Below are 22,128 nucleotides of genomic sequence, written 5' to 3' on the forward strand. Positions count from 1 at the left end.
TTGGCGAGGACGACGGAGTCCTCATCGACGACACCGGGTTCATCAAGAAGGGCACCACCTCCGCCGGGGTCCAGCGCCAATGAACCGCCCCGGGTCAGGTGGAGGCTCGATTTCATGAAAGGATCGAGTCATGGCACGACCTTCCCGTTACCCGCTTGAGCTGCGCCGACGTGCGGTGCGCATGGTCGCCGAGGTCCGCGGCGACCACCCGACCGAGACCGCGGCCTTGCAGGCGGTGGTCGAGAAGCTGGACATCGGCTCCCGCGAGACGCTGCGGAACTGGGTCAAGCAGCACGAGATCGACGCCGGGCAGCGGCCGGGGACGACGACAGAGGAGTCCGCCCAGCTCAAGGCGTTGAAGAAGGAGAACGCCGAGCTGAAGCGGGCCAACGAGATCCTGAAGGCCGCGGCGTCTTTCTTCGCGGCCGAGCTCGACCGGCCACACACACGCTCGTAGCGTTCATCGACGAGCACCGGGACCGCTTCGGCGGCGTCGAGCCGATCTGCAGGACGCTCACCGAGCACGACTGCAAGATCGCCCCTTCCACCTACTACGCCTACAAGAAACGGCTGGCCTCTCCGTCAACACGTTCGGTGCGGGACGCGGTGCTCAAGGAGCTGATCAGCCAGGTCCACACCGCCAACTACCGTGTCTACGGGGCCCGGAAGATCTGGCGCGAGCTGAACCGGCAGGGGCATACCGTGGCCCGCTGCACCGTCGAGCGCCTCATGCGCGAACTCCGCATCCAGGGCGCGGTCCGCGGCAAACGCGTGATCACCACGCTCCCCGGCGGGCAGGTCGACCGGGCTCCGGACCGTCTCGACCGTGACTTCGTCGCCCAGGCCCCGAACCGGTGCTGGGTGGCGGACTTCACCCACATCAAGACCTGGTCTGGCGTCGTCTATGCCGCGTTCGTCGTGGACACCTTCTCCCGCCGAATCGTCGGCTGGTCGGCCGCCACCGTGAAGGAGACCGTTTTCGTCCTGGACGCCCTGGAGATGGCCATCTGGCAACGCGATCGCGACCAACACCCCATACAGCCGGGCGAGTTGATCCATCACTCGGACGCCGGGTCGCAGTACACGAGTTTCAGGCTCGCCGAGCATCTGGACGCCGCCGGCATCGCCGCCTCCATCGGATCGGTCGGTGATGCCTACGACAATGCCCTGATGGAGAGCGCGATCGGCCTCTACAAAACCGAGTTGATCAAACCCCAGCGGCCCTGGAAGACGCTCTCCCAGGTCGAGCTCGCCACCGCCGAGTGGGCCGACTGGTACAACCATCGCCGGCTCCACGGAGAGATAGGGCACATCCCACCCGCCGAGCACGAAGCCAACTACTCCAAGGAACTCACGAAACCCCAGGTCACAACCACAATCTGAGATCTCTACCGAACCCGGGGCGGTTCATCGAGCACGCTGCCGAGCCTTGTGGTCAGCATGCTCACGCTGGGGGAGCTGTGGGAAGGACACCGCCTCCTCGATGTCGGGACCGGCACCGGCTACAGCTCCGCGCTGGCGTGCGCACGGCTCGGGGACAGCGCAGTGACCACCGTGGACGTCGACCGCTACCTGACCGAGTCGGCCGCCAGCCGGCTCGTCTCCATCGGGCGCCGCCCGATGGTGGTCACCCAGGACGCGACGGAGGAGCTGCCCGACGAGTACGACCGGATCGTGTCCATGGTGTCCGTGCCCCGCATCCCCGCGTCCTGGCTGTCCGCGTTGCGGCCCGGGGGGCGCCTGGTGACGACCATCGCGGAGACCGGGCTGATCCTGACCGCCGACAAGACCGACGACGGCGGGGCCTCCGGCCGGATCGAGTGGGACCGGGCGGCGTTCATGCAGACCCGGTCCGGCGCCGACTACCCGCCCCAGCTCGACGGGCTGTTCCAGAAGATCCGCGACCAGGAGGGCGAGGGCTTCGCTGTCTCGCCGTTCCCGGTGCTCGACGTCATGCAGGCCTGGGAGGTGTGGTCGGCTCTCACCCTGCACGCGCCCGGCATCGAGCACCGGACCGGTGTCGACGACGACGGCACTCGGACATCGTGGATGCTGCACCTGGACGGCTCCTGGGCGCGCGCCGAGACCATGCCGGGCGCCCGTACGTCGACCGTTCACCAGGGCGGCCCGCGCCGCCTGTACGACGTCCTGGACCAGATCCGCTGGTACTGGGTCGAGAACGGTGAACTGCCCGTGTACGGGGCGCGGGCGGCCATTGCGCCGGACGGGACAACGACTCTGTCTCGCGGGGGCTGGACCCTCACCTTGTGACCCGGCGGGGATTTTTTGTTGGCCCTGGACTGGGCAGACTGGGTGATTCAGGAGCAGGGAAGGGGAGCCCATGGACGATGAGCCGTTGGACGAGTGGGCTGCGCGTCGGGACGCCCACCGGCCCGCGCCCGGTGCGCGCAGGGCGGTTCCTCTCGGTGAGGGCCCCGCGCGGGGTGATCACGTTGACCCGGCTGCGACACGCGGGATGCTGGAGTGGGACGGGCACCAGTGGGTTCCTTCTGGCGTAGCTGAAGACCATGCTGCGGCTCTGAAGGAGACCGGCCCCCAGGACGCGGCGGAGTGTGTTCGTCTCCCGCCGTCCAGTGCGCTGCCCCCTGCTCCGGAGCCGTGGCGGCCCACCGAGGAGTGGTGGCGACCCTGATCCGACCGCACGAGAGGGCCCGCACAGCTTCGGCTGTGCGGGCCCTCTCGTCGTAATTTTTGCTTCTGCGTATTTGCTCCCTGGCCCTTTTTGCCCCTTCCTCTGGGAGAGGAGTGGGAGATGATCATGGCGCGCGGCTGCACGAAGGTGCTAGAAAACGCTAGATCGGGATGGAAGTGGATACCGAGTTAGCCTGCGGATTCGCCCGCGTGCGGGCTCAAGACCCCCGCGCCGACCAGGATGAACAGCAGAATGCCCAGAATAATCCGGTAGATCACGAACGGCATGAAGCTCTTGGTCGTGATGAACTTCATGAACCAGGCGATGACCGCGTACCCCACGCCGAACGCGATGACGGTCGCGAAGATGGTCGGCCCCCACGACACATGCCCCTCGCCCGCGTCCTTCAGTTCGAAGACGCCCGAGGCGAGGACCGCCGGGATCGCGAGCAGGAAGGAGTACCGGGCCGCGGCCTCACGGGTGTAGCCCATCAGCAGACCACCGCTGATGGTCGCTCCGGAACGGGAGACGCCCGGGATCAGCGCCATCGCCTGGCAGAAACCGAAGATCAGGCCGTCCTTCACGCCGAGTTCCTTGAGCGTCTTGCGCTCCTTGCCGGCCCGGTGCTTCCCGCCCACCTCGTCACGGGCGGCGAGACGGTCGGCGATGCCGAGGACGATGCCCATCACGATCAGCGTGGTGGCGATCAGCCGCAGATCACGGAACGGGCCCTCGATCTGGTCCTTGAACGTCACCCCGAGCACACCGATGGGGATGGAGCCAACGATGACCAGCCAGCCCATCTGGGCGTCGTGATCGCTGCGCATCGACCGGTCGGTCAGCGAACGGAACCAGGCCGAGACGATCCGGACGATGTCCTTGCGGAAGTAGATGAGGACTGCCGCCTCCGTGCCGATCTGGGTGATGGCGGTGAACGCCGCACCCGGGTCGTGCCAGCCGGCGAAAGCTGCGGTGAGCCGCAGATGTGCGCTGGAGGAGATCGGCAGGAACTCGGTCAGTCCCTGAACGAGGCCCAGGACGAACGATTCGAACCAGCTCATGGGGCTTTGGCCATCCCGGAGGTGATCGTGCATCGGCCGAGGGCAGCTAGGGCCGTCGGCAGTGTGCGCATTGCGGTCAATTGAGGGCAGGGCCGTGATGGGCCCGGAGATCTTCGGTCGGTCGCGGGCAGGGTACCGCCCTCAGATGAACAGCGTTACGCACGTCCCCCTGGGCCCGCCATCGCCTCGGGCCGGGCGCCGGGAGCCGGGCGCACCGGTTCACTCGGCGGCCAGCCGGTGGCGCTTGCGCCAGGCGACGACGGCCGCGCCGATCCCCGTCAGCACGATGAAGCCCATCGCGGCCAGGAACGCGGGCGACGTCGGTGAGGATGCCTCGCTGCCCGCGACGACATAGGCGGCGGTGTTCGGGATCGAGCCGAGCCCGGTGGCGACCAGGAACGGCGGATACCCCATGCGCGACACCGCCGCGCAGTAGTTGGCCGCCGCGAACGGCACTCCCGGGAACAGCCGCAGCGCCAGCATCGAGCGGAACCCGTGCCTGCTCAACTGGCCGTCCGCCGCCTTGAGCCAGCGCCCGCGCAGCAGCGTACGGAGCGCGTCCTGCCCCAGCACCCTGCCCAGCCCGAACGAGATGCCCGCGCCGAGCACCGTGCCCGCCAGCGCGGCGGCCAGCCCCGCCTGCGTACCGAAGAGCGCGCCGGCGGCGAGATTGAGCAGCGGGCGCGGAACGAAGGCCACGGTGCACACGCCGTACGCGACCCCGAAGAGGATCACCGCCACGGCGCCACCACTGAACCGGGCGGGCCAGCCGGTGGCGAGCAGCCGTTGGGGTTCGAGGAGGAGCATCGTCGCCGCGGCGCCCAGCAGCACGGCCACGAGCAGCGAGAACCGGGACCAGGGCGAGAGCAGGGCCCTTGTGCAGCGCACGGCGAGGCCGGTGGCGGGCCGGGATGCGGGGACGGGGTCGAGCATGCCGGGAGAGTAACCGACACCGGTGTGTGATCGCCGTAACGCACGAGGCGGGAACCGGTCCGCCGGTCCCGCGCGCACCGTCCGCACCGATCCCCGGTGCGGGCCGAATTTCCTTGGCGGAGCCGCGATGCGCGCCGGAAAACCATTCGACGCGGCCAGGCCCTTCGGACATGATCGGACCCATGTTCCGGTACGCCTTCCCCGCAGCGCCGTCCGCAGTCGCGGACGCGCCGAAGGCTGCCGTGAACCCCGTCACCGCGGCGGTTGTCGCAGCAGCGCCCACCGCTGCCGCAGCGTTCATCGGCGGCGCCCGAAGCTGACCCTCCCCCGACAGTCCGGCGGACCCCGCAAGGGGAGGGTCGGCCGGGCCCCGGGGTCTTCTCTCTCAGCTTCGAACACCAAGGAATGAACCATGCCCAAGACGGCATACGTGCGCACCAAGCCCCACCTCAACATCGGCACCATGGGCCATGTCGACCACGGCAAGACCACGCTGACCGCCGCCATCACCAAGGTCCTCAGCGACCGGGGGACCGGCACGTTCGTCCCGTTCGACCGGATCGACCGGGCGCCGGAGGAGACGCAGCGCGGCATCACCATCAACATCGCGCACGTCGAGTACGAGACCGACACCCGCCACTACGCCCACGTCGACATGCCCGGGCACGCCGACTACATCAAGAACATGGTCACCGGTGCCGCCCAGCTCGACGGGGCGATCCTGGTCGTCTCCGCGCTCGACGGGATCATGCCGCAGACCGCCGAGCACGTGCTGCTCGCCCGTCAGGTCGGTGTCGACCACATCGTCGTCGCCCTGAACAAGGCGGACGTCGGCGACCCCGAGCTGACCGACCTGGTCGAGCTGGAGGTCCGCGAGCTGCTCTCCGCGCACGGCTACGGCGGGGACGCCGTTCCCGTCGTGAGGGTGTCGGGCCTGAAGGCGCTGGAGGGCGACCCGCGCTGGACCGCGGCCGTCGAGGCGCTGCTCGACGCCGTCGACACCTACGTGCCGATGCCGGTCCGGTACACCGACGCGCCGTTCCTGCTGTCGGTGGAGAACGTCCTGACCATCACCGGACGGGGCACCGTCGTCACCGGAGCCGTCGAGCGCGGCACCGTGCGGACCGGCGACCGGGTGTCGGTGCTCGGGCCGGACCAGGACATCGAGACGGTCGTCACCGGCCTGGAGACCTTCGGGAAGCCGATGGAGTCCGCGGAGGCCGGCGACAACGTGGCCCTGCTGCTGCGGGGGGTGGAGCGCGACCGGGTCCGCCGCGGCCATGTGGTCGCGGCGCCGGGCAGCGTGACGCCCAGCCGCCGCTTCACCGCGCAGGTGTACGTCCTGTCGGCGCGGGAGGGCGGCCGTACCACCCCGGTCACCACCGGGTACCGGCCGCAGTTCTACATCCGCACCGCGGACGTCGTCGGCGACGTCGACCTCGGTGCGGTGGCGGTGGCGCGCCCCGGTGACACGGTCGACCTGACCGTCGAGCTGGGACGTGACGTCCCGCTGGAGAGCGGACTCGGCTTCGCGATCCGCGAGGGCGGCCGCACGGTCGGCGCCGGAACGGTCACCGGACTGCTCTGAACCGCCGCGCACCGAGGGCCCGCCTCCCGTGCCCCACGGGAGGCGGGCCCCATGCCGTGCGCAAGACTGACGGCATGACGGACACAGCGTTGGTGCTCGGTTCCGGTGGTGTCACCGGCAGTGCGTGGGAGACCGGGATCCTGCACGGGCTCGCGAAGGCGGGCGTGGACCTCGGTGCGGCGGATCTGATCATCGGCAGTTCGGCGGGAGCGGTGGTCGGCGCACAGCTGGCCTCGGGGCTGCTCGGCCTTCCCGGGCTCTACGAACTCCAGCTCGCCGACCCGCAGGACCTGATGGGCGGCAGGCTCGGCCCGGCCATGCTGCTGCGGTACACGGCGGCCGTACTGTCCGCACGGACCCCCGAGGCCTACGGCCGGAAACTGGGCCGGATCGCGAAGGACGCCCGACCCGGCGTCACCGGGGAGCAACGGCGCGCGGCGATCGCGAGCCGGCTCCTGTCGCCCGAGTGGCCGGAGCGCCCGCTGCTCGTCACCGCCGTCGACGCCACGAGCGGTGAACTCCGCACGTTCGACAAGGACAGCGGAGTGCCTCTCGCCGATGCCGTCACCGCGAGCTGCGCGGTTCCCGGCGTATGGCCCGTCGCCCGCATCGAGGGGCGGACCTGGATCGACGGCGGGGTGCACTCCACGGCCAACGCACAGCTCGCCGCCGGATACGGCCGGGTCGTCGTCATCGCGCCCTCGGCCGGCGGCAACCGGGCCATCGCCGCACCGCACGCGCAGGCGGCCGCACTCGCCGCGAACGGTGCCCGGGTCGAGGTCATCACCCCGGACGCGGCCGCGAAGAAGGCCTTCGGCCGCAACCCCCTCGACCCGAGCCGGCGCGCGGCGGCGGCCCGCGCCGGACTCGATCAGTCGGCGGCACACACCGAAGCCGTCGCCGCGGTCCTGAACAGCTGATCCGGCACCCCACAATGGGGGAGTGAACGACTCGATACCCGTCATCCGGGACGTGGACCAGGGCAGCGCCAGACTCCTTCCCGACGTGGACCGGGACCGGGCCTGGCTGCTCACGGTCGACGGCGCGCCCCAGTCCTACGTCGACCTCGACGCGCCGGACCACATCGAGTTCGAGTACGCGCGACGGCTCGCCCATGTCGTCGACTGCGCGGCGGCACCGGGCGCACCGCTGGACGTACTCCACCTCGGCGGCGGTGCCCTCACCCTGCCCCGCTACACCGCCGCGACCCGGCCCGGCTCCCGCCAGGACGTCGCCGAGGCCGATCTCGGGCTCCTCGAACTGGTCGCCGAACAGCTTCCGGTCCCCGCCGGCAGCGGCATCACCGTGCACGGCACGGACGCCCGGGGGCTGCTGGAACGGACCGCGCCCGGCTCCCTCGACATCCTGATCGCGGACGTCTTCGGCGGCTCGCGGGTGCCCGCCCACCTCACCTCCGTCGAGTACGCACGGGCCGCCCGGCGCTCGCTGCGGGACCACGGGATCTATGCGGCGAACCTCGCGGACGGTGCGCCCTTCGGCTTCATCCGCTCCCAACTGGCCACCTTCGCGGCCGTCTTCGAGGAACTCGCACTGATCGCCGAACCCGCGGTGCTGCGCGGCCGGCGCTTCGGCAACCTCGTCCTGGTCGCCTCCCCGAGCCCCATCGACACCGCTGCGCTGACCCGCCGCTGCGCCGCCGACGCCTTCCCCGCCCGGGTCGAGTACGGTGCCGCGCTGGACCGGCTGGTCGGTGGCGCCGAGCCGGTCGGCGACGGTGAGGCGGTCGCCTCACCCGAGCCGCCCGACGGAGCCTTCAGCATCGGCTGAGGCGGGCCCCCGCTCCTTCCCCGTCGCGACCTCGGCGGTCTCGGGGGCCCGGGTCAGCCGGCGTACCTCCGGTACGAACAGCACGGCCCCGGTGACCAGCACGATCAGCGCCGCGCAGCCCCACAGGGCCTCGCTCCGCCCGACCAGCGACTCCACCGGACCGGCGAGCGCGGTGGCCACCGGCATCATCGCCACCGAGCCGAACCAGTCGTACGCCGAGACGCGCGAGAGCTTCTCCTCCGGGATCTCCTGGTGCATGGCCGTCATCCAGGAGACCCCGAACACCTCGATGGCGACGCCGCTGACGAACATCACCACGCAGAGCCCGCCCACCGGCAACGGCACCGCGAGGCCCGCCGAGGGCAGCGCCAGCGGGAAGACACAGAACGTGCCGGCCAGCAGCAGCCGCCTGGGCTTCCAGCGCGTCATCAGCAGCGCCCCGCCCAGGGTGCCGGCCCCGAACGCGGCGAGCGCGAAGCCCCAGGGGCGGGCACCACCGAACTCGTCCCGGGCGACCAGCGGACCGTACACCGACTCGGCCGCACCCACCGCGGCGACCACCACCGAGAACTGCGCCACGATGCTCCACAGCCAGGGGCGGCCGATGAACTCGTGCCAGCCGTCCCGCATGTCGGCGAGCAGACCGCCGCCCGGCGCGCGCGGGGGAATGTGGCCGACATCCAGGAACGCGCGCAGCGCACCGGCCACCGCGAACGCCGCGGCGTCCACGGCCAGCACCCAGCCCGGGTCCATCGCCGCGATCATGGCGCCGCCGAGCGCCGCACCGCCGATCGTCGCGCCCTGCATGGCCATCCGGAACAGCGCGAAGGCCCGGCTCGCCTGCTCACGGCTGACGCTGGACATCAGCATGCCTTCGGCCGCCGGGTTGAAGAACGCCTGCCCGGTGCCGCACAACGCGGTGAGCAGCATCATCTGCCACAGCTTCGGATCACCGGCCAGGACCAGCCAGGCGAACGCGGCCTGTGAGAGGCAGTTGAGGGTGTTGGCCGCGACCATCACCCGGTGGCGCGGCAGCCGGTCCGCGATCGCCCCGCCGATCAGCAGGAAGAGCACCAGGGGCGCGGTCCTGGCGGCGGCCACCAGACCGACGTCCCCGCCGTCACCGCCCGCCTGCAGAACGGCGAACGCCGCCGCGATCAGCGCGCCATGGGTACCCAGGCCGGTGATGATCGCGGCGGCGGTCAGCAGACGGTAGTTGCGGCCGGGGTGAGGCGGGCGGGATGCGGCGGCGGTGGTCACCAGGGGACTATCGCCGCCGCACCCCCGCGGTGCCAACTGCTTTCCCGGGGGAGGGAACGGGTCAGGGAGCGGGGGTGACGTCCACCAGCCGCACGGTGCTCAGGATCTTCTGGATCGTCGTGTCCGGGAGCTCGTCCTTGACGGAGTCGGCTCCGTACAGGACCCAGGAAGCGAACTCACCCTTCTTGTTCTTGAAGGTGAAGGCGATGGCCTTGCCGTCGCTGTCGCACTTCTCCTTCTTCGTGACATTCGGAGCGGTGGCGGTGACGACCTGGCCGGTGAGTCCCGACTTGGTGGTGTACTGCTTGGCGTCGGTGAACTTGATGGTGCTCTCCGGCATGTGCTGTGCGTAGGCGGCCCACACCCAGGTGCCGGCCTCGCTGTGGGCGTTCTTGGCGGCGTCGGTGGCGCCCTGGGCGCCCCTGGTGCCGGCGCTGGCGAGGCTCATGTCCTCCTCGACGCCGTCCTTGTCGGGGTCGTCCACGCACCACTTCTTCTGGAAGAACGCCGGTGCGGAGAAAAGGATGAGGGGCGAGCCGTCACCCTTCTTCTCATCCTCGAAGTACGAGCCTGTGTCGGGCCTCCCGACCTCCCAGTCCCCGGGTACGTCGAACTGCGTGCCCCACTTGGGGTTGGTGACGACCTTCCAGCCGGGGATGAGGGGCTTGGGGTCCCCGTCGTCGCCGCGCGGGTTCGCCTCGGCGGAGGAAGCGGATCCGGACGGCTTGACCGGCGCGGACGACTGCTTGCCGTCGGCGACGTCCTTGCCCTTGTCGTCCTTGTTCATCACGACGACACCGGTCACCACGGCGGCCACGACCACGGCGGTGGCCGCGACGATGGCGACGGCGGTGGTCTTCTTCTTGTTGTTGTCGCCGGGCTGCGGAGCACCGGGCGGACCGGGCACCGCGTACTGCGGCACCGTCGGCTGCTGGTACGCGTTCGGCTGCGCATAGCCGGGCTGGTACCCCGGCTGCTGTCCGGGCTGTCCCTGCTGCTGATATCCCGGCTGCTGATAGGGATTCGGCTGCTGGTACCCCGGCTGCTGATACGGGTTCTGATTCTGGTCCTGCGGGTTTTGCTCGCCCCCGGGCGGCTGCTGTCCTGGCCACATGGCGAGTAACGATAGAGGGGTGGTGGCCGGTCTGCTACGCCCGCCCCCGTGTGCGGACGGTGAAGGAAGCGATCGGAGAGGTTTGCCGGGGGTTCCGGGGATGGCCAAAAAGTTCTACTCATGAGTAACATCTGGCCATGAGCGCTGAACAGATGACCGTGGGCGAGATGCTCGTCGCGACGGTCCCGATGGCCCGCACCCTCAACCTGGAGTTCCTGGAGACGACCGCCGAGCGCGCGGTGGTCCGCCTCCCGGACCAGGCCGAATACCACAACCACATCGGCGGACCGCACGCCGGAGCGATGTTCACGCTGGCGGAATCGGCGAGCGGAGCCATCGTCATCGCCGCCTTCGGCGACCAGATGTCGCGCGCCGTGCCGCTCGCGGTGAAGGCGGAGATCGGCTACAAGAAGCTGGCCAAGGGCGTCGTCACCGCGACGGCGACCCTGGGCCGCCCGGTGGCCGAGGTCGTCGCCGAACTCGACGAGGGCAAGCGGCCGGAGTTCCCCGTGGCCATCGAGATCCAGCGCGCCGACGGCGCCGTGACCGGAGAGATGACGGTCGTCTGGACGCTGCGGCCCAACGCCTGATTCCGGCCGGTTCCGAGAGGAGCCGCCACACGCCCCGGCAGAGGGCGCGTGGCGGCTTTTCGAGCTGTTCGGGCGCACAGCGGGACAGGTAGGCTTCCCGCCGTGCGCCGAGGAGTTGCCCGGCGGGTAACATGCATCAGCTACGGGAGGAACCGGCGTTGCACATCCAGGAATGGCTGGAGACCATCCCCGCGGTCAGCGTCTACGCCCTGGTGGCCGGGGTCATCGGGTTGGAGAGCCTCGGTATTCCGCTGCCCGGCGAGATCGTCCTGATCAGCGCGGCGCTCCTGTCCGCCGGACATGACGGAATCAACCCCTGGCTCGTCGGCGCCTGCGCCTCGGCCGGCGCGATCATCGGCGACTCGATCGGATACGCCATCGGCCGCAAGGGCGGACGGCCGCTGCTGGCCCGGCTGGGCGGGAAGTTCCCCAAGCACTTCGGTGAGAGTCAGATCGCCATGGCGGAGCGGTCGTTCGAGAAGTGGGGCATGTGGGCGGTGTTCTTCGGCCGCTTCGTGGCGCTGCTGAGGATCTTCGCGGGCCCGCTGGCGGGCGTACTGCACATGCCGTACTGGAAGTTCCTGATCGCCAATGTGCTCGGCGGCATCGTCTGGGCGGGCGGCACCACGGCCGTCATCTACTCGGTGGGAGTCGTCGCCGAGGCCTGGCTCAAGCGGTTCTCGTACCTCGGCCTCGTGGCCGCGGTGCTGATCGGCGTCGCCTCGATGCTGATCGTGAAGAACCGGGCCAAGAAGGCGGCGGCTTCCGCCGCCCGGGCGCCCGAGTCGGCGGCGGTCGCGGCCACCGACTGACCACACGGGGGCGGCACGGACCGGGCGGTGCGACCCCGCACCGCCCGGTCCGTCGCGCTCTCAGCCCTCGTGGGCCTGCCGGTGCGCCTTGGCCAGCTCCACATAGCCGACCGCGTTGAACTTGATGCCTTCGAGCTCCTCCTCGGTCAGCTGCCGCTTGACCTTGGCGGGGACACCGGCGACCAGCGAACCCGGTGGCACCCGCATTCCCTGCGGGACCAGCGCCTGCGCCGCGATCAGCGAACCGGCCCCGATGTGCGCGCCGTTGAGGACGGTGGCGCCCATGCCGACCAGGACGTCGTCCTCGACGGTGCAGCCGTGGAGCACGGCGTTGTGCCCGACCGAGACGCGCTCGCCGACCGTGACGGGGAACCCGGGGTCGACGTGCACGCTGCAGTTGTCCTGGATGTTGCTGTCGGCACCGATGACGATCGGGCCGCAGTCGGCGCGCAGTACGGCGTGGTACCAGACACTGGAGCCCGCGGCCATCGTGATCTCGCCGATGACGACCGAGGTCGGTGCCGTGAAGGCATCCACGTCGATGTCCGGCTCCTTGCCGCCCATACCCGTGATCAACGCCTGCTCTGCCATCGCCCGTTCCTCCGTGCTCAGGTGTGGTGCGGCCGTGGTCGTCCGGTCCCGGCGACCCGGCCGCGGCTGTTCCGTCGCGCCACAGGAACGGTAGGCGACGGCCGCCGGACCGGGGCCGAGTGGGGTGAACATCACAGCTCGCCGCGGTGATCGGCTCGGGCGCCGCCGACTACCGTGTGCGAGTGCCCAAGAACAGGAACGCGTTCTCTTCCCTCGCCGCCTGGCGGCGGCGCGCCCTGTCCCGGGCCGTCCACCGCGGCTGGCGCTGGGTGCAGGAGTCGGGCGCCGTCACCGCGGACCGCCCCGGCGCGCTGCGCTTCGGCCGGATCGGCGCGGGCACCCGGCTGGCCTTTCCGCAGGGCACGGTCTTCGGGGAGCGGTGGATCGAGCTCGGCTCGCACTGCGTGATCGGTGAACAGGTCACACTGACGGCCGGACTCATGCCCGACCTGGACCTCGGCCCCGATCCGATCCTGACCCTGGGCGACGGGGTGGTGCTCGGCCGCGGCAGCCATGTGGTCGCCGACACCACGGTGACCATCGGCCCGGACACGTACTGCGGGCCGTACGTCTACATCACGTCGACCAACCACAGCTACGACGATCCGCACGAGCCGGTCGGCCGGCAGTGGCCCCGCATGGAACCGGTCGCCATCGGGCCGGGCTGCTGGATCGGCACCGGAGCGGTGATCCTCCCGGGGGCCACGCTCGGCCGCAATGCGGTGGTCGCCGCAGGGGCGGTGGTGCGGGGCGAGGTGCCCGACCACGCGGTGGTGGCAGGCGCCCCCGCCCGTGTCGTACGCAGCTGGGACCCCGAGAAGGGCTGGCAGCCGCCGCTGCGCACCCCGGCTCCGGTGCCGATCCCGGCGGACGTCACGCCCGAGCAGCTGCTGGCCCTGTCGGAACCGGGCGAGACCGCGGGTCCGTCCGCCGGCTGACGGGCCTCATCCGGTCGCGAGCAGCACCGTGCCCACCAGGGCGAGACCGGCCCCGGCGGCCTGCACCCCGCGCAGCCGCTCCTTCAGTACGCCGCGAACTGCGGCAGCCCCGGCCGCTCCCCGGCCAGGAGTTCGATGCTCACCGGCACCACGACGCCCAGCGATCCGAGCGGGGAGACGACCCCCATCGGGCCGAGAGCCGGCGCCTGGTAGAAGCTCAGCATCGCGACCGGCCCGACCACACCCGCCGCGACCGCGAACCACAGCCGCGGTCCCGCTTCGCTCCAGCCGCCGGTCGCGACCACGACAGCACCCAGCACCACAGCCGCGACGGCCTGCGGGACGACGACCACGGTGAGCACGGGGACGCGCCGGGTGAGCAGCCCGCCGCCGAAGTCGGCCAGCCCCGGAGCAGGCTCGTGGCCGGCGCGAACAGTGCTGTCGTTGCAGGCCCCGCAGTACAGTGCGATGAACGGTGGGGTGCACCACACCTTAGTGCAGTTTATTCGACCCTGTCATTCAAAATATTGGACGGAATGTGTCCGACCTCGATCAGCTCACTCAATCGCTCGCGCGCAATCTCAAGCGCTGGAGGGGGGAACGCGGCTTCACTCTGGACGCCCTCGCCGCCCGCGCCGGAGTCAGCCGCGGCATGATCATCCAGATCGAACAGGCCCGCACCAACCCGAGCGTCGGCACCACGGTCAAGCTCGCCGACGCACTGGGGGTCAGCATCGCCACCCTGCTCGACTACGAGCAGGGCTCGCCGGTCCGGCTGGTGCCCGAGAGCCAGGCGGTACGCATGTGGTCCACCGACGCGGGCAGTTCCACCACCCTGCTCATCGGCACGGACGCCCGGGGACTGCTCGAACTCTGGTCCTGGCGCCTGATGCCCGGCGACAGCAGCGCCTCCGATCCGCACCCCGAGGGCACCGTCGAACTGCTCCACGTCACCGCGGGCGAACTCACCCTGGTCGTCGACGGCACCCCGTACGCCGTACCGGCCGGCGGCTCCGCCTCGTTCGAGGCGCACCACCCGCACGCCTACCGCAACGACGGCCCCGATCCGGTCGAGGTGACCATGGCGGTCTCCATCCCGCCCGTACGGTGAGACGAGCGGCCGAAGGGCCCAGGACCGCTGTTAGCGTGAGGCGCATGCGCGCTCCCATCGGCTCCTTCGAGAACGCCGCTCCGGCGGCCGACCGCTCCGGCCTGCTCACCGCCCCCGTCGCCGCGGCCGTGACCGAGGGCTGGGGCGGTTTCCCCGCCGAACAGATCATCCATGTCGACACGGACCCGGCCATCGCCGACACGGCGGTCTTCGCCGAGCACCACGGCGCGGACCTGCTCGACCGGTCGGCCAACTGCGTCGTGGTGGCGGGCAAGCGCGGCGGCGACGTGACCCTCGCGGCCTGCCTCGTCCTGTCCAACTCCCGCGTCGATGTGAACGGTGCGGTCCGCAAGCGACTCGGCGCCCGCAAGGCGTCCTTCGCCCCGATGGACACGGCGGTCGGCGAGACCGGCATGGAGTACGGCGGCATCACCCCCATCGGCCTGCCCGCCTCGTGGCCGCTGCTGATCGACCCGGCCGTCGTCGACGAGGAGTGGGTGCTGATCGGCAGCGGCAGCCGCCGGGGCAAGCTCATCGTCCCGGGCAAGGCACTGGCGGCGCTGCCGGGCGCGACGGTCGTCGAGGGACTCGGCATCAGGAGTTGAGTCCCCCGCGAGGGTCTCAGCCGGGCGAGTGGCAGAGTGCCCGGGACGGTGCGCCGGCCCGGTGGGACGTCAGCCAGCCGGACGCGAAGTCGACGGCGTCGTCGATACGGAAGAGCCGGCTCGTCGACGATCCCACCCGGCCCGTAAGGACCGTCGCTCCCGTCCCAGGCCGGGCGAAGTCCGCGCCCAGGGCTGCGAAGTCGCTGTCGTCCAGCGCGACGTCCTCGTACTCCCACCACCGGCGGCGGCCCCCGGCCGTCACCACGCAGCGGTAGCTCCGGCGCGGCGGGGCGGGAACCCGGTACTCGCCGAGGTGGAACGCGGTGCAGGTGTCGAAACCGGTGCCCAGCATGAGCACCTGGGCCCGCAGATCGTAGAGCCGGGCCAGCGGCGACTCCTCGCCGAGGTGGCAGTCGGGGCTGTGATCCGCCATCAGCTTCCGGGCCAGCGGACCGAGCGCGGCGAAGGACGTCTGCGGGTGCCCGCTGCGCGTCGCCCCCTCGGAGAGCCGTACGGCCTCCGCGAGACGGCCCATCGACGGCGCGGCCGAAGTCGCCGGGTCGAAGGGCGGCATGCTCGCCCGCACGGCTTCCCGGGCCCGTTCACCGAGCCCGCGCACCCGGTTCAGGTAGTGCGGAGAGGTGTCGGAGTTCTCGGGCGTGAAGGCGGGGACGACGAGCGTGCCGTACCCGAGAGCGTCCCGCAGCGCACCGGCCATCGCACGGACGCCGCCGCTCACCGGACCCACCGCGCTCATCGACGCGTGCACCAGGAGGACGCCGTCGCGTTCCACACCCAACTCGGTGAGCTGCCCGGCCAGCCGGCTGCGGCGGTGAACGTCGGTCGGTGCGGTGGTAGTGGTCACAGCGGGCCATTCTCCCAGCCGGACGCCGGGTGCGACACCACGCACACCCGCGCGAGGGACCCGGGTGCGGTTCAGCGGCCGAGGGCGGGAATCTCGATGGCGGGGCACCGGTCCATGACCATGTCGAGCCCGGCCTCACGCGTGCGGGCGTACGCCTCCGGGTCGACCACACCGAGCTGGAACCAGACGGCCCGGGCGCCCGCCGCGACCGCCTGGCCGGCCACCGCGCCCGCCTGCTCGCTGTTGACGAAGACGTCCACCACATCGACCGGGAACGGGATGTCGGCCAGCGAGGCGTAACCGTCCTCGCCGTGCACCCGCTCCGCCTTCGGATGCACCGGGACCACCCGCTTGCCGAAGCGCTGGAGCACCTCGGCGACGCCGTAGGCCGCGCGCGACCGGTTGTTCGACAGGCCCACCACGGCCCAGGTGTCGCCGCTGTCCAGGAGAATCCTGCGGATCGTCTCTTCGTCTGCGTACATGATCCGCACAACGGGCCGGGGCCCCGGACCATTCCCGTACGGGGCATAGGGTGGCCGGATGCAGGAGCAGTACCGGACAGTCGCCCGAGCGGGCGTGCACGAGACCGAGATCAACCGGTCGCGCTTCATCTGCGCGCTCGCCCCCGCCGCCACCGAGCAGGAGGCGCAGGACTTCGTCGCACGCGTCCGCAAGGAACACCCGACCGCGACCCACAACTGCTTCGCCTATGTGATCGGCGCCGACGCCTCCGTACAGAAGGCGAGCGACGACGGGGAACCCGGCGGCACCGCGGGCGTACCCATGCTCCAGATGCTGACCAGACGTGAGATGCGCTACGTCGTCGCCGTCGTCACCCGCTACTACGGCGGGGTCAAGCTCGGCGCCGGCGGACTGATCAGGGCTTACGGGGGAGTGGTCGGCGAGGCCCTCGACGCACTGGGCACCATCACCCGCCGGCGCTACCGCCTCGCCACGATCACCGTCGGCCACCAGCGCGCGGGCAAGCTGGAGAACGACCTGCGCGCCACCGGCCGCACCGTGCGCGAGGTGCGTTACGCGGAGGCCGTCGTCATCGAGATCGGACTGCCGGACGCCGACGTCGAGGCCTTCCGCGGCTGGCTGGCCGACGCGACCGCGGGCGAGGCCGGGCTGGAGCTCGGCGGCGAGGCGTACGAAGACGCCTGACCCGGTCACGCGCCCGTACGGCGCCTTCCCCGCCCGGATCGATCTTCCGGGGCGAAGGCCCGGACACGGCCGTCGGTGATGCGAGACTGTGATGGGTGGGAAGCGAGGGACCCACCACCGCCGATGCGGCCGGCAACCGGACTCCGGGCCGGCCCGGCGCGGTCACGGAGCACGGCCGACAGCGGCCCCGGGGGCGGAGGAAGAGAACGATGCAGGTCGGAGCCGGCTCTTGAGAATTCTTCACACGTCCGACTGGCACCTGGGGCGCTCCTTCCACCGGGTCTCCCTGCTCGAAGCCCAGGCCGCCTACCTGGACCACCTGGTGGCGACGGTGCGCGAGCACGAGGTGGACGCGGTCCTCGTCGCAGGCGACGTGTACGACAGGGCCGTACCGCCCCTGGCCGCCGTCGAGCTCTTCGACGACGCGCTGCACCGGCTCGCCGCCGCCGTGGTGCCCACCGTGATGATCTCCGGCAACCACGACTCGGCACGCAGGCTCGGCGTCGGCGCCGGACTGATCGGGCGGGCCGGTATCCACCTGCGGACCGACCCCGCCGGCTGCGCCACCCCCGTCGTCCTGCCGGACGCGCACGGCGACGTGGCGTTCTACGGGCTGCCCTACCTGGAACCGGCCCTGGTGAAGGACGCCCTCAAGGCGGAGCGCGCCGGGCACGAAGCGGTACTGACCGCGGCCATGGAACGGGTACGCGCGGATCTCGCGGAACGCCCCGACGGCACCCGCTCCGTCGTGCTCGCCCACGCCTTCGTCGCGGGCGGCGAGCCCAGCGACAGCGAGCGCGACATCACCGTCGGCGGGGTGGCCGCCGTGCCCGCCGGAGTCTTCGACGGCGTCGACTACGTGGCGCTCGGCCATCTGCACGGCTGCCAGACCGTCACCGAACGCGTCCGCTACTCGGGCTCGCCGCTCGCGTACTCCTTCTCCGAGGTCCACCACCGCAAGACCATGTGGCTGATCGACCTCGACGCCTCGGGCACCGTCACGGCCGAGCGCCTCGACTGCCCGGTGCCCCGCCCGCTCGCCAGACTCCGCGGCCGCCTCGACGACCTCGTCGACCAACCCGCGCTGGAGCAGCACCGTGAGTCCTGGGTCGAGGCCACCCTGACCGACCCGGTGCGCCCGGCCGAGCCGATGGCCCGGCTCGTCGAGCGGTTCCCGCACACCCTCAGCCTGGTCTTCGAACCCGACCGGGCCCCCGACGACCCGCACGCCTCGTACGCCCGGCGCCTCAAGGGGCGCGACGACCAGCAGATCGCCGAGGACTTCGTGGCACATGTGCGGGGCGGCTCCGCAGCCGACGAACAGGAACGCACGGTGCTGCGCGGCGCCTTCGACCACGTCCGGGTGGACGACGGCGTGCGCGAGGTGAACCGTTGAGACTCCACCGGCTCACCCTCACCGCCTTCGGGCCGTTCGGCACCACCCAGACCATCGACTTCGACGCACTCTCGTCGGCCGGCCTCTTCCTGCTGCACGGGCCGACCGGCGCCGGGAAGACCTCCGTCCTCGACGCGGTCTGCTACGCCCTCTACGGTGCGGTGCCCGGCGCCCGTCAGAGCCCGGGCACCTCCCTGCGCAGCGACCACGCCCCGGCGGACCTCGCCACCGAGGTCGGACTGGAACTGACCGTCGGCGGCCGCCGCCTCGAAATCACCCGGAGCCCCGCGCAGCCCCGCCCCAAGAAGAAGGGCAGCGGCTTCACGACCGAGAAGGCACAGAGCCGGCTGCGGGAGTACGACCCCGACGGCGGCTGGCGGCCGCTCAGCCGCTCGCACCAGGAGATCGGCGAGGAGATCACCCAGCTCATCGGGATGAGCCGGGAACAGTTCTGCCAAGTGGTGCTGCTGCCGCAGGGCGACTTCGCGCGCTTCCTGCGCGCCGATGCCGAGGCACGCGGCAAACTCCTCGGCAGGCTCTTCGACACCCGCCGTTTCGCCGCCGTCGAGGAGCGCCTGGCAGAGCTGCGTCGCGGCGCCGAGACCAAGGTCAGGGCCGGGGACGAACGGGTCCTCGCGGTCGCCCAGCGCATCGCCCAGGCCGCCGGAACCGCCGGCCGCGAAGCGCCGCTCCCCGGCATCCAGCCCGGCGAACCGGGCCTCGCCGAGGGCGTGCTGGAGTGGGCCGCCACGGCCCGCAGCGGCGCCCGCGAACGTCTCGACATCGCCGCCTGTGTCCTCGCCATGGCCGAGGGCCGGCAGTCGGCCGCCCGCCAGGCACTCGACAGCGAACGCGAACTGGCCGCACTCCAGCAGCGGTACGAGGAGACGCGCCGCCGGGCCGCCATCCTCGAAGACCGCCGCCCCGACCGCGACCGCTGCCACGAACGACTCGCACGGGCCCGCAAGGCGGACCTCGTCGCACCGGCGCTGGACCTGCGCGACGAGGCCGAGCGCGCCTACCGCATGTCCTGTCAGGCCCGTGACCGGGCCCGCGCGGTGCTGCCCGGCACTCTGGCGGACGCCGGTGCCGAACAACTGGCGGAGCTGGAGCGACGGCTCCGCCAGGAGCTCGGCGGGCTCGAAGCCGCGAAGCGGGCCGAACTGCGCAGCGCGGCGATCGACGCCGAGCGGGCCGGACTGGAGCGCCAGGCCAGGGCCGACGACGAGCTGATCCGCGAAGCGGAAGTCTGGCTGGCCGACTGGGAGTCCACCCGCGACGGACTGCGGGCCCGCATCGAGGCGGCCCAGGAGGCCGCCACCCACGCGGAACAACTGGCCGGCCGACTGGAGCCCGCCCGTGCCCGGCTGGACGCGGCCCGCCGCCGGGACGCGCTGGCCGACCGGGTGTCGGCCGCGGCCGAGCGGCTGGCCGCCGCCCGGGAGAACGCCGCCGCGGCCCACGAGTCGTGGCTGGAGCTCCGCGAACGGCGACTGCGCGACATCGCGGCGGAGCTGGCGGCCGAGCTGGTGGACGGCGAGGACTGCAAGGTGTGCGGATCGGCCGACCATCCCCACCCCGCCCGCGCGGCCGACGGGCATGTCGACCGGGCCACCGAGGAGCGGGCGCTCGACGCCCACCGCCGGGCCGATCAGGCACGTACACACGCGGACCGGGAGCTGGGCGTCGTACGCGAGCAGCACGCCGCCGCCCGCGCCGCCGCACAGTGGGCGGTGCCGCAGCCGAGGGACGGGGCCGATGCCACCGACCCGGCAGTCGCGGCACATGTGAGCGCCGCCGCCGGTTCGGCGGGGGCGCCGGCCTCCGGCACCGGTGCCGTCGCCGCAGGCCCGGCCGGCACCGGGTCGGACGCCGACCCCACCGTCGCCGAACTCGCCGCACTCGTCGACCGGTTGACCGGCTCGCACGCCGATGCGTACCGCACCGCGGCGGGCATGCACGCCGCGCGCGAGGCCCTCGCGGCCACCGAGCGGGAACAGGCCGAACGCCTCGAAGGCCGGCAGCTGGCCGAGCGCCGGGCCGCGGCCCGCACCTCCCTGCGCGAAGGGCTGGACCGCGAACAGGCCGCGCTGGAAGCCGAACTGACGGCCGCCCGCGGCGACAAGGGCAGTGTGGCCGAGCACGCCGCGCTGCTGGAGCGCCGGGTCGGGCTGCTCGCCGCGGCCGCCGAGGCGGTACGTGAGGAGGAGACGGCCGCACAGCACCGCAAAGTGGCCGACGACCGGCTCGCGGACGCCGCGTTCCGGGCCGGGTTCGACACCCCTCAGGCCGCGGCCGAGACCCTTCTCCCCGATGCCGAGCAGCGTGAACTCCAGCGGCTCGTCGATGCCTGGCAGTCCGAGGCGGCGGCGGTGGCCGACCGCCTGGCCGAGACGGAGACCCGGGCCGCCGCCGAACGCCCGCCGGCCGCGGTGGACGCCGCGCGGACCGCGTACGACACGGCCGAACGCCTGCTGCGGGACGCCTCCGCCGCACTGGCGGCCGCGCGCGAGCGCTGCGCCGAACTCGGCAGACTCTCCCGCCGCGCCGCGGACGAGGTACGCGGACTCGGTCCGCTGCGCGAGGAGTACGACCGGGTGGCACGGCTGGCCGGACTCACCGCCGGCACCTCCGCGGACAACGAACGCAAGATGCGGCTGGAGTCGTACGTGCTCGCCGCCCGGCTCGAACAGGTCGCCGCCGCGGCCACCGCACGGCTCCAGCGCATGTCGTCCGGCCGCTACACACTCGTCCACTCCGACGCCCGCACCGGAGGCCGCAGATCGGGCCTCGGACTGCACGTCGTCGATGCCTGGACCGGCCGCGAGCGCGACACGGCCACGCTCTCGGGCGGCGAGACGTTCTTCGCCTCGCTTGCCCTCGCGCTCGGCCTCGCCGATGTCGTCACCGACGAGGCGGGCGGGGTACGGCTGGACACACTCTTCATCGACGAGGGCTTCGGCAGTCTGGACGACCAGACCCTCGACGAGGTGCTCGACGTGCTGGACTCGCTGCGCGAGCGGGACCGCAGCGTGGGCATCGTCAGCCATGTCGCCGATCTGCGCCGTCGTATCCCCGCACAGCTCGAAGTGGTGAAGGAACGGCACGGATCGGCGGTGCGGCACCGCACCACCGGCGAGGTCAGCGGCTGATGGCGCGGCGGGGGAGCGGCGAGGAGTAGACGACACTCGTGGTCACCGAACCGAGGGCGCCGATCCTGCCCGCGACCTCCTCCAGATGACTCATCGAACGGGCGGTGACCTTCAGTACGAAGCAGCCGTCACCGGTGACATGGTGGGCCTCCACGATCTCCGGGGTGGTGTCGAGCAGATCGTGGAACGGCTTGTAATGGCCGTTCGGATAGCGCAGCCGTACGAGGGCGAGAATCGGCAGCCCGAGCCGCTCCGGATCGACCACGGCGGCGTAACCGCTGATCACCCCGGCCTCCTCCAGCCTGCGCACCCGCTCGGTCACGGCGCTGGGGGACATCGCCACCGCGCGTGCCAGCTCGGCGAACGACGCGCGCCCGTCGCGCTGCAGGACATCGAGGATGCGCCAGTCGGTGGCGTCCGGGGAATAGTCGGTCATGCCCGGGACACAACAGGGAAATCCCCGGCAGGGCAAGCATTGTGCCGGGGATCTCGTCTTCCGGGGGC

Annotated in this window: 22 protein-coding genes and 1 pseudogene; 14 read left to right on the forward strand and 9 right to left on the reverse strand. The window is 71.7% G+C overall.

Annotated features, from left to right (window positions below):
* The first annotated feature begins 130 nt into the window (after positions 1–130).
* From EES42_RS17235 to EES42_RS46170, 3 genes are all read left to right on the forward strand, one after another.
* A protein-coding gene (locus EES42_RS17235) for an IS3 family transposase (protein ID WP_241196426.1) occupies positions 131–1,383 on the forward strand; the annotation gives its coding sequence in 2 pieces (ribosomal slippage) (positions 131–413 and positions 413–1,383; 1,254 coding nt in all).
* Positions 1,384–1,419: 36 nt separating this feature from the next.
* Complete coding sequence (locus tag EES42_RS17240) at positions 1,420–2,271, forward strand: methyltransferase domain-containing protein (RefSeq protein WP_277426130.1); 852 nt, start codon at positions 1,420–1,422, stop codon at positions 2,269–2,271.
* Positions 2,272–2,341: 70 nt separating this feature from the next.
* Entirely contained in the window at positions 2,342–2,653 is a 312-nt protein-coding gene (locus EES42_RS46170) for a DUF6087 family protein (RefSeq protein ID WP_241196427.1), read from the forward strand.
* Between the two features lie 188 nt (positions 2,654–2,841).
* On the opposite strand, the gene EES42_RS17245 is transcribed toward EES42_RS46170, so the two are convergent.
* Together EES42_RS17245 and EES42_RS17250 are read right to left on the reverse strand one after the other, a co-directional pair.
* On the reverse strand, positions 2,842–3,714 hold the full coding sequence (locus EES42_RS17245) for an undecaprenyl-diphosphate phosphatase (protein WP_124719080.1): 873 nt from the start codon (positions 3,712–3,714) through the stop codon (positions 2,842–2,844).
* A 219-nt stretch (positions 3,715–3,933) separates the two neighbouring features.
* Positions 3,934–4,647 carry a TVP38/TMEM64 family protein gene (locus tag EES42_RS17250; protein WP_124719081.1) on the reverse strand — a complete coding sequence of 238 codons (714 nt, stop codon included), beginning with the start codon at positions 4,645–4,647 and terminating at the stop codon, positions 3,934–3,936.
* Between the two features lie 412 nt (positions 4,648–5,059).
* Between EES42_RS17250 and tuf the strand changes: the two genes are divergently transcribed.
* From tuf to EES42_RS17265, 3 genes are all read left to right on the forward strand, one after another.
* Positions 5,060–6,235 (forward strand): elongation factor Tu, encoded by a 1,176-nt coding sequence (gene tuf / locus EES42_RS17255; protein ID WP_124719082.1) that lies wholly within the window; start codon positions 5,060–5,062, stop codon positions 6,233–6,235.
* A 74-nt stretch (positions 6,236–6,309) separates the two neighbouring features.
* Complete coding sequence (locus EES42_RS17260; RefSeq protein WP_124719083.1) at positions 6,310–7,155, forward strand: patatin-like phospholipase family protein; 846 nt, start codon at positions 6,310–6,312, stop codon at positions 7,153–7,155.
* A 22-nt stretch (positions 7,156–7,177) separates the two neighbouring features.
* Positions 7,178–8,023: a spermidine synthase gene (locus tag EES42_RS17265; protein ID WP_124719084.1), complete on the forward strand. Its 846-nt coding sequence runs from the start codon at positions 7,178–7,180 to the stop codon at positions 8,021–8,023.
* Here the strand turns inward: EES42_RS17265 and EES42_RS17270 are convergent.
* Positions 7,985–9,283, reverse strand: a complete 1,299-nt coding sequence (locus tag EES42_RS17270) for an MFS transporter (RefSeq protein WP_124719085.1) — start codon at positions 9,281–9,283, stop codon at positions 7,985–7,987. The genes EES42_RS17265 and EES42_RS17270 overlap by 39 nt on opposite strands.
* A gap of 61 nt (positions 9,284–9,344) precedes the next feature.
* The gene (locus tag EES42_RS17275) at positions 9,345–10,397 is read right to left on the reverse strand and encodes a hypothetical protein (RefSeq protein ID WP_124719086.1); all 1,053 of its coding nucleotides are present in this window, start codon (positions 10,395–10,397) and stop codon (positions 9,345–9,347) included.
* A gap of 152 nt (positions 10,398–10,549) precedes the next feature.
* Here EES42_RS17275 and EES42_RS17280 point away from each other — a divergent pair, with 152 nt between their 5' ends.
* Together EES42_RS17280 and EES42_RS17285 are read left to right on the forward strand one after the other, a co-directional pair.
* Positions 10,550–10,987 (forward strand): DUF4442 domain-containing protein, encoded by a 438-nt coding sequence (locus EES42_RS17280; protein WP_124719413.1) that lies wholly within the window; start codon positions 10,550–10,552, stop codon positions 10,985–10,987.
* 158 nt (positions 10,988–11,145) lie between these two features.
* Complete coding sequence (locus tag EES42_RS17285; RefSeq protein ID WP_124719087.1) at positions 11,146–11,799, forward strand: DedA family protein; 654 nt, start codon at positions 11,146–11,148, stop codon at positions 11,797–11,799.
* A gap of 60 nt (positions 11,800–11,859) precedes the next feature.
* Here EES42_RS17285 and EES42_RS17290 read toward each other — a convergent pair whose 3' ends face one another.
* Complete coding sequence (locus EES42_RS17290; RefSeq protein ID WP_124719088.1) at positions 11,860–12,390, reverse strand: gamma carbonic anhydrase family protein; 531 nt, start codon at positions 12,388–12,390, stop codon at positions 11,860–11,862.
* Positions 12,391–12,572: 182 nt separating this feature from the next.
* Between EES42_RS17290 and EES42_RS17295 the strand changes: the two genes are divergently transcribed.
* A complete protein-coding gene (locus EES42_RS17295; protein WP_124719089.1) occupies positions 12,573–13,328 on the forward strand; it encodes an acyltransferase in 756 nt (251 codons plus the stop codon).
* 92 nt (positions 13,329–13,420) lie between these two features.
* Here EES42_RS17295 and EES42_RS17300 read toward each other — a convergent pair.
* Positions 13,421–13,764 (reverse strand): annotated as a pseudogene (locus EES42_RS17300) (hypothetical protein); the annotation flags it as partial.
* Between the two features lie 102 nt (positions 13,765–13,866).
* Between EES42_RS17300 and EES42_RS17305 the strand changes: the two are divergent.
* Together EES42_RS17305 and EES42_RS17310 are read left to right on the forward strand one after the other, a co-directional pair.
* Positions 13,867–14,439, forward strand: a complete 573-nt coding sequence (locus EES42_RS17305; RefSeq protein WP_124719090.1) for a helix-turn-helix domain-containing protein — start codon at positions 13,867–13,869, stop codon at positions 14,437–14,439.
* A gap of 44 nt (positions 14,440–14,483) precedes the next feature.
* Entirely contained in the window at positions 14,484–15,044 is a 561-nt protein-coding gene (locus EES42_RS17310; RefSeq protein WP_124719091.1) for a YbaK/EbsC family protein, read from the forward strand.
* 16 nt (positions 15,045–15,060) lie between these two features.
* On the opposite strand, the gene EES42_RS17315 is transcribed toward EES42_RS17310, so the two are convergent.
* Both EES42_RS17315 and EES42_RS17320 read right to left on the reverse strand, forming a co-directional pair.
* The gene (locus EES42_RS17315; RefSeq protein WP_241196428.1) at positions 15,061–15,909 is read right to left on the reverse strand and encodes an AAC(3) family N-acetyltransferase; all 849 of its coding nucleotides are present in this window, start codon (positions 15,907–15,909) and stop codon (positions 15,061–15,063) included.
* Between the two features lie 71 nt (positions 15,910–15,980).
* Entirely contained in the window at positions 15,981–16,391 is a 411-nt protein-coding gene (locus EES42_RS17320) for a CoA-binding protein (RefSeq protein WP_124719092.1), read from the reverse strand.
* A gap of 58 nt (positions 16,392–16,449) precedes the next feature.
* On the opposite strand from EES42_RS17320, the gene EES42_RS17325 reads away from it, so the two are divergent.
* The 3 genes from EES42_RS17325 to EES42_RS17335 all read left to right on the forward strand — a co-directional run bounded on the left by EES42_RS17325 (position 16,450) and on the right by EES42_RS17335 (position 21,624).
* Complete coding sequence (locus EES42_RS17325) at positions 16,450–17,076, forward strand: YigZ family protein (protein ID WP_124719093.1); 627 nt, start codon at positions 16,450–16,452, stop codon at positions 17,074–17,076.
* Between the two features lie 229 nt (positions 17,077–17,305).
* The gene (locus EES42_RS17330) at positions 17,306–18,472 is read left to right on the forward strand and encodes an exonuclease SbcCD subunit D (protein ID WP_124719094.1); all 1,167 of its coding nucleotides are present in this window, start codon (positions 17,306–17,308) and stop codon (positions 18,470–18,472) included.
* Entirely contained in the window at positions 18,469–21,624 is a 3,156-nt protein-coding gene (locus EES42_RS17335) for an AAA family ATPase (RefSeq protein ID WP_124719095.1), read from the forward strand. The genes EES42_RS17330 and EES42_RS17335 overlap by 4 nt, the downstream gene beginning before the upstream one ends.
* Here EES42_RS17335 and EES42_RS17340 read toward each other — a convergent pair.
* Complete coding sequence (locus EES42_RS17340; RefSeq protein WP_124719096.1) at positions 21,614–22,060, reverse strand: Lrp/AsnC family transcriptional regulator; 447 nt, start codon at positions 22,058–22,060, stop codon at positions 21,614–21,616. The two genes, EES42_RS17335 and EES42_RS17340, sit on opposite strands and share 11 nt — an antisense overlap.
* Positions 22,061–22,128 lie beyond the last annotated feature (68 nt).

This window comes from Streptomyces sp. ADI95-17 (genome assembly GCF_003846175.1).
Taxonomy (GTDB): domain Bacteria; phylum Actinomycetota; class Actinomycetes; order Streptomycetales; family Streptomycetaceae; genus Streptomyces; species Streptomyces sanglieri.

Coding starts and splice junctions, on each gene's coding strand:
- EES42_RS46170 (WP_241196427.1), top strand. CDS start 2,342: ATGGACGATGAGCCGTTGGACGAGTGGGCTGCGCGTCGGGACGCCCAC.
- EES42_RS17245 (WP_124719080.1), bottom strand. CDS start 3,714: ATGAGCTGGTTCGAATCGTTCGTCCTGGGCCTCGTTCAGGGACTGACC.
- EES42_RS17250 (WP_124719081.1), bottom strand. CDS start 4,647: ATGCTCGACCCCGTCCCCGCATCCCGGCCCGCCACCGGCCTCGCCGTG.
- tuf (WP_124719082.1), top strand. CDS start 5,060: ATGCCCAAGACGGCATACGTGCGCACCAAGCCCCACCTCAACATCGGC.
- EES42_RS17260 (WP_124719083.1), top strand. CDS start 6,310: ATGACGGACACAGCGTTGGTGCTCGGTTCCGGTGGTGTCACCGGCAGT.
- EES42_RS17275 (WP_124719086.1), bottom strand. CDS start 10,397: ATGTGGCCAGGACAGCAGCCGCCCGGGGGCGAGCAAAACCCGCAGGAC.
- EES42_RS17280 (WP_124719413.1), top strand. CDS start 10,550: ATGACCGTGGGCGAGATGCTCGTCGCGACGGTCCCGATGGCCCGCACC.
- EES42_RS17290 (WP_124719088.1), bottom strand. CDS start 12,390: ATGGCAGAGCAGGCGTTGATCACGGGTATGGGCGGCAAGGAGCCGGAC.
- EES42_RS17310 (WP_124719091.1), top strand. CDS start 14,484: ATGCGCGCTCCCATCGGCTCCTTCGAGAACGCCGCTCCGGCGGCCGAC.
- EES42_RS17320 (WP_124719092.1), bottom strand. CDS start 16,391: ATGTACGCAGACGAAGAGACGATCCGCAGGATTCTCCTGGACAGCGGC.
- EES42_RS17325 (WP_124719093.1), top strand. CDS start 16,450: ATGCAGGAGCAGTACCGGACAGTCGCCCGAGCGGGCGTGCACGAGACC.
- EES42_RS17340 (WP_124719096.1), bottom strand. CDS start 22,060: ATGACCGACTATTCCCCGGACGCCACCGACTGGCGCATCCTCGATGTC.